The 5,940-nt window shown below is 33.0% G+C and carries 9 protein-coding genes; 5 read left to right on the plus strand and 4 right to left on the minus strand.

All coding sequences use genetic code 11. The annotated features are described in order from the left end of the window. Positions 1-456 (minus strand): MobA/MobL family protein (locus AC3Z9T_RS21205; protein ID WP_490128041.1); only part of this gene is annotated, 456 nt, incomplete at its 3' end. A 379-nt stretch (positions 457-835) separates the two neighbouring features. On the opposite strand from AC3Z9T_RS21205, the gene AC3Z9T_RS21210 reads away from it, so the two are divergent. The 4 genes from AC3Z9T_RS21210 to AC3Z9T_RS21225 all read left to right on the plus strand — a co-directional run bounded on the left by AC3Z9T_RS21210 (position 836) and on the right by AC3Z9T_RS21225 (position 2,605). Next, positions 836-1,477: a hypothetical protein gene (locus AC3Z9T_RS21210; protein WP_490128042.1), complete on the plus strand. Its 642-nt coding sequence runs from the start codon at positions 836-838 to the stop codon at positions 1,475-1,477. Positions 1,478-1,583: 106 nt separating this feature from the next. Continuing rightward, positions 1,584-1,733 carry a hypothetical protein gene (locus AC3Z9T_RS21215; protein ID WP_490128043.1) on the plus strand — a complete coding sequence of 50 codons (150 nt, stop codon included), beginning with the start codon at positions 1,584-1,586 and terminating at the stop codon, positions 1,731-1,733. Between the two features lie 12 nt (positions 1,734-1,745). Beyond that, positions 1,746-2,051: a hypothetical protein gene (locus tag AC3Z9T_RS21220; RefSeq protein ID WP_490128044.1), complete on the plus strand. Its 306-nt coding sequence runs from the start codon at positions 1,746-1,748 to the stop codon at positions 2,049-2,051. A 14-nt stretch (positions 2,052-2,065) separates the two neighbouring features. After that, a complete protein-coding gene (locus AC3Z9T_RS21225) occupies positions 2,066-2,605 on the plus strand; it encodes a hypothetical protein (RefSeq protein WP_490128045.1) in 540 nt (179 codons plus the stop codon). 122 nt (positions 2,606-2,727) lie between these two features. Here the strand turns inward: AC3Z9T_RS21225 and AC3Z9T_RS21230 are convergent, their stop codons facing one another. Beyond that, complete coding sequence (locus AC3Z9T_RS21230) at positions 2,728-2,985, minus strand: hypothetical protein (RefSeq protein WP_490128046.1); 258 nt, start codon at positions 2,983-2,985, stop codon at positions 2,728-2,730. A gap of 562 nt (positions 2,986-3,547) precedes the next feature. On the opposite strand from AC3Z9T_RS21230, the gene AC3Z9T_RS21235 reads away from it, so the two are divergent. Beyond that, entirely contained in the window at positions 3,548-5,053 is a 1,506-nt protein-coding gene (locus tag AC3Z9T_RS21235; RefSeq protein ID WP_490128047.1) for a protein rep, read from the plus strand. A gap of 34 nt (positions 5,054-5,087) precedes the next feature. Here the strand turns inward: AC3Z9T_RS21235 and AC3Z9T_RS21240 are convergent, their stop codons facing one another. After that, a complete protein-coding gene (locus AC3Z9T_RS21240; RefSeq protein ID WP_490128048.1) occupies positions 5,088-5,318 on the minus strand; it encodes a hypothetical protein in 231 nt (76 codons plus the stop codon). Further along, positions 5,281-5,940 (minus strand): hypothetical protein (locus AC3Z9T_RS21245; protein ID WP_490128049.1); only part of this gene is annotated, 660 nt, incomplete at its 5' end. The genes AC3Z9T_RS21245 and AC3Z9T_RS21240, both read right to left, overlap by 38 nt.

Raw genomic sequence — 5,940 nt, forward strand, 5'->3', positions numbered from 1 at the left:
TCTAACTTTTTTTCCCAGCCCTGTGTTTGTGACCTCCTGCATTGTAAACATAACATGAGCATGAGGGTTATTTCCGTTAGCGTCATGAATTGCAAAATCAGCAATCATTCCATGATTAACAAAATTCTTTTTTAAATACTCTTTTAATAGCTCTTTATTTTGTTTAGGTGTTAGCTCTTTCATGAGTGCTATTATTGTATAGCGCGACAATTGAGCATCCCTGCGTTTTTGCTTCTCTGCTTCATTCCACAACGTGACGGGGTCACTAAAACGCGCGGGCGCGTTCTCTGGTAGCATTACCTCGCTATAATAAAGATCGCTTTTTTGTGTGTAGTTGTATAAGTCACCCGTTCGCTCGTCACGAGCGCGCAGGCGGTTATTATAAGCGGTTAAGTAAACCGCACTTTTTCCCTCGCTTCTCTTTAAAATTTTAAATTGCATATGCATTAGTGCCATATCTTCCTCCTGTGTTTTTGTGTGTGCGTTGTTGCGCGTGTGCCTTTGTTTTAGCTCTCCCCTCTTGAGTATGCGGACGCAATACGCAAGGGCGGGGGTGAGCGTGTAAGCAAGCATTGCGAAGCATTGCGCGCGTCTGCGCTTTTCTTTTGAGCTTGCTCAAAACCCACACATCAGCGCGAAGCCTGATGTATAAGTGGGCATTGCTTTGCTAATCGCTGACGCTCTTAGAGCAATGAACAGCTTGCTACGCAACTTTTGACTGCTTAATTAAGTAATACTTTATAAATAAATAAAGTAAATAAAACAGCCTAATAATTGACTTTTAAATTAAATATATTATTTAAAAAATATAAAGATAAAAAAAGGATAATATATTATGAAAAAAACAAAAAAAGAAAAATTAGAAAACTTTAAAAATGAATTTTATTTATTACATGTAATGAGTGATTTTTTTAAAAATGAATTATTGCAAAATAACGCAACGAGCGAAGAATTTGAGCAGTTAGCAATTTTTTTAAAAGATGAAATAAATAATTTATGTAAAAATTTACAAGAGCTAAAAATAAAAAACGCATTAGATGAGGTTAATTTTTACGATGTGTTTGAGCTTTATCAAGATTTAGTTATTTTGAGCAATGAAGATTTTAACAGAAAAAAAGAAAAATCTGTGTTTTTTAATTGCTTTAATAAAAACAGCAAAATTAAAACATTAAAATATTATAATAGCGCAATTAAAATTGAAAATAATAAAAATTTATTAGCTCATATAAAAAGCTTTTATAAAAATGATGTTGATTTTTTTATACACTTAGTAGAAATTAACGAGTTAAAAACTCAATTATTTTTTCAACATGTTTTTAAATATACTTATAATTTTAAAATTATCTTATATCACATGATCGATAATTCAAAAGTTAAAGATAAAGTTAAGTTAAAATTAAAAATAAGCGATTGCTTAGATCGTCAATTCCATGAGATTTGTTTTTATAAAATTAATTTGATGGGGTTTAATGTATGAGCTTAATAAATATTTATTTAACATTGCTAATTAATTTTTTAATAGTTTTTCCATCTTTATTTTATTTATATTTTAAATATGGTAAAAAGAAAAAAGGGGGTAAAAAATGATAGGATTAATTATTGGCGGCGGAGTTTTATATTTAATATATTTTTTATTTGAACAAACATTAAAAATAATAAGTAATTTATTTAACGAGCGAAGCGCAAAAGATGATTTGATGAACGAATATAAAAAAGACAATAAAGATATATAAAAGGGGTAAAAAATGGGGATAACAAACGAGCAAAAAATAAATAGGTTAAAAAATGAAATAGCAAAACTAGAAAAAATAGAAAAAGAAAAAGCGAAAAAATTAAAAAAAGAAGAAACTAAAAAGAAAGAAAAAGAGGCAATTATCTTGGGTCTAGAAGTTTTAAAGTATGAGGATGCTTTTTTTGACAACAAAGAGAAAATTGTGGCGTTATTTCAATATTTTAAAAATTTAAACATGGACGAAAAGCGAGGAATTATTGCGCTCGGGCGCGCAGAAATAAGAGAGCGACGACGAATAAAAAAGGGAATTAGTAACTAAAAAGGGGGTAGTTTATGGATAGTTTCACTATTGGCGATGGGTTCGCTAATTCAATTGGAGCTTGGTCGTCTGTGTCAATATTCATGACCGCGCTAATTTGGCTGTGTGGTGCGATTTTGGCAGGGTTCGCAATTGTTGATTTTAAAGGAGTCGCAGATGGTAAAGTAGCGGTAAGCCGTCCTGTATGGTTGACGGTCATTAGCGCGCTGATGATCGCAGTTTCGGGCTTTGTTCCTATCCTTAGCGAGACATTAGTTAATGGGGGCGAATACAAGCCCGCAGAGCTGTTCTCACAAATTCCTCAAGGTAGGATGTTGCCCGGCGTTGCCGAAGCTCTGACGAGTTGCCTTTTGTTTGTTCAAGCTTTGGGGACAATCGCAATATTTCGCGGTTTTTTAATGTTTCAGAGCGCAGCAAAAGGCAAAAGGGAAGACCTACCGCGCGCGTTTACGCATCTCATAGGCGGGGTTTTAGCTGTAAATATACAATTAACAATATCGATCATCGCTTCAACGTTCTATCCAAATTTTGACCTTTCACTAATAGGGGTTTAATTTGTGTTTAGCAGGAAGTCATAAAAAAAACACTTTGTTTTTTAAAGTGTTTTTTTTGTGACTTTACAAAAGCAGAGCGAAAAATGAAGAGATCGCAATAGTTTATTCGCTTTTGTAGTTACTCAAATCTTATAATTGATTGTTATATTTCCGTTTTTTATATCATTTAATAACTCAGTCGCTTTTTCTAAAAGCTCTGTTTTGTTTTCTTCGTCGAGCGTTTCATAGTCGTAATAGTTTGTTATTCTAGTGTTTCGCATTACTTGCTCTATTAGCGCGTCTACGTTTATTTGTGACACTTCTGTGATGTTTTTATTTTTAATGTATTTGATTATTTCTGTCTCATCGATATTTTGTATGATTTTAAAAGTGATCATCATTTAAGCCTTTTTGTTTGTTTGTTTGTTGGTGTCATGATATCAGCCTTTTTTTGTTGCCAGAAGTGCGTAGCAATGGCGCGCGCGCCATAAGGTGAGCAGAGCGAACGGACAAGGGGATTTATTCCCCCTTTGGTTTTTTGTTTTAGCGGATTTTGAGCGAAGCGAAAAATTCAAGACCTAAACTTGATTATTAAGAAACAAATCCGATTTTTTTTAACGTCGCAAATGCTCGCAAAGTCAGGCGGGGCGCGGGTTTTGGGCGTTTTGTCCTTTTTTTTTTGTCTTCCCGAACTAAGGAAAAATCAAAGAAATGACAAAAGGAAAACTAAAAAAGATGAGCGGTCGATGTGTTAAAAATTGGGCGTAAGCTATGAAAAATTGGCTTTATTGATATCAATAATGGGATAGTGATCCCTGATGTTGTGATTTTTGAGCTAAAAAATGGGATAGTTATTTTTTTATTATGTGATTTTTAAAAGTGCTTGATATTTAAGCGTTTGACAAAAAAGAAAAACCCCGTAAATTTGAAAGTGCGAAGATCAAAAAATACGAGGTTTATCGAATGTTTTACATTGAAAATGATAAAGCATTAGAGCACAAAGTCAAGCGCGCGAGTGCGCGAACTTTGGCAACTAATGCGACACAGAACGGAAAAAGACTTAATGAGCGAAAAGCGCGCGGGATCGCTCTCTCTAAAATTTTTTACGCGCAAGCCGAAAAAATCGAAAATGAAAATCTGGCGCTTAAAATGAGAAAACGCGCGGGTCGAATTTATGGCTGTTGCTCACACAGAGAAATAGCAATATCTCGCGGTTATTCGATGAATTTATATTCTCACCGATGCAAAGACCGCAATTGCACCGAATGCCAGCGAATCCGCGCTTTTGTTTTGCAAGAAAAAATAAGAGCAATCACGCCATCGCTCATAGAGCGCACAGACGAAAGCGACGGTTTAATTTTTGGCACGCTCACAATAAAAAACCCGCCAATTACAGATTTAAAAGACTATTTAAAGCTAATGAGTCGCGCGTTTGCTCGTTTAATGACTCGTAAAAAATTAAAAGGCGTGGTGCGCGGAGGTTTCAGATGTTTTGAAGTGACGCGCGGAAATGTAAAAGATCACTGTCACCCTCATATTCACTTTTTGCTACAAGTTGCGCGGTCATATTTTAACAACAAAGGCGCGCACTACATGAGAGCGGAAGAATGGGCGGAAGAGTGGACTAAATGCATTGAGGCAGAAGCAAAAAAGGCGGGTTTACCATTTGATCGCGCTGATTATCCTAATGATCGCGCATTCGTCAAAATTTTGAGAGTCCAAACAGCAGAAAGCGTAAAAAACGCAAAAAATGGCGGAAAAAGGCAATATGCGACGATTTCAGATCTGAAAAATTCGGATCATGTTGTGAATTATATACTCAAATATACAGCTAAAGAAGATGAGAACAGCGCAAAATCACTTGTTAAAAATGATGATTTTTTTATTGAATATGATAAGCAAATCAAAGGAATCCGCGCAATCTCATTTTTTGGAATTTATAAGGATTTAATCGCAGAATTGCCGCCGTTTGAATATAACGAGGAAGATATAAGAGCGAAGATTGAATGCGAAGAAGCACACGAAAAAGCCCACGGAGTGCGGGTTTATAGTGCGATTTGGTGCGACGATCATCAATATGTTTTATCAGATCAAACGCTTGAAGAAGCACTTAATAAAAAACGCTTAAATATTGTAAACACAATAAAAAGAACGCTAAAAATTCAGATCGAAAATCAAAATATTTGCTTAAATTTGATTATTAACTCAATGAAAAATAAAGATTATATGATCACTAATGACGCAATTATTGAGTTAAACAAAATCAAAGCGCGCACCCGCGCAACGTTTGCGAGATTAGAAAAAACGGGCGAAGTGAAAAACTTAAAAGATGTCTATGATTATGAATTTAATAAAGAATTGATTAATGATTTTGATTTATTGTTTACAGAAAGCGAAATTGAGCAAATGATACAACAAAACAAAAAAGCTTTTGAGATTTTAGACGCAACGCTTGATTGTCCTTTTTAACCATATATAAAAGCCCCTTTATGGGGCTTATAGGTTAAATTTTGCGTTTTATTTTTTTCTTTTTGATTTGTTCAGGTTCAATATTTATATTTGGTTTTAATTTAATTGATCGCTTTGTTCTTCCTCTTTCCTCTTCTTCTTCTTTTTCTTTTGCTTCTTTCGGCTCAGTGTAAAGCATTCGCGTAAATCTTTCTTCTACTGTTTCCATTTTTATTATTTCACCATTTTTAAGATATGGTATAAGTTTTCCTTTTTTTGTTTCCATTTTTCACCTCGTTTTGGTTTTTGATTATTAAATTAAGATCTTTTTTATTGTTATTGTTTAAGTCTTGTTTTTGTTTTGCTTCTTCTCCTAATTTAATTTTTTTATTGTTTAAGTCAATTTTTAATTTTTCGCTATCTAAAAGATCGCTTATTGAATTAATTCGATTATCCATATTTTTTATATTATTTATTTTATCAACTTTTAATTTTTCTAATTGTCCGATCTCTTTTTCTTGTTTTCTTTTTTTATTAAAATTACTAAATAATTTATTAAATGCGTTTTTTATATTATTAAATTTTTTATTATCTTCTTTTTTTGCTTCTTCTTTTTTTATATGTTTTTTATTATTAACCTGATTTTTTAATTTCATCCAAATTTTGCGCGGGATGCGCTTTTTAACTTTTTTATTTTCTAAAATTTCAACTCCATATATTGTTTTCTCTGCTTTTTCTAAGTCTCCATTTTCTATCTGTGTTTTTGCCATTTTTATTAATTCTTCTTTTTGTCTCAAGGTCGATAAGTTTGTTATTGCTTTTTTAATATTTAACTCTTTAAATTTTTTATTTACTTCAAAAGCCCATTTTTTGCGCCAGATTTCAACTAATTTAGGATTGTTCCATTC

The organism is Providencia sp. 6390, assembly GCF_058148425.1.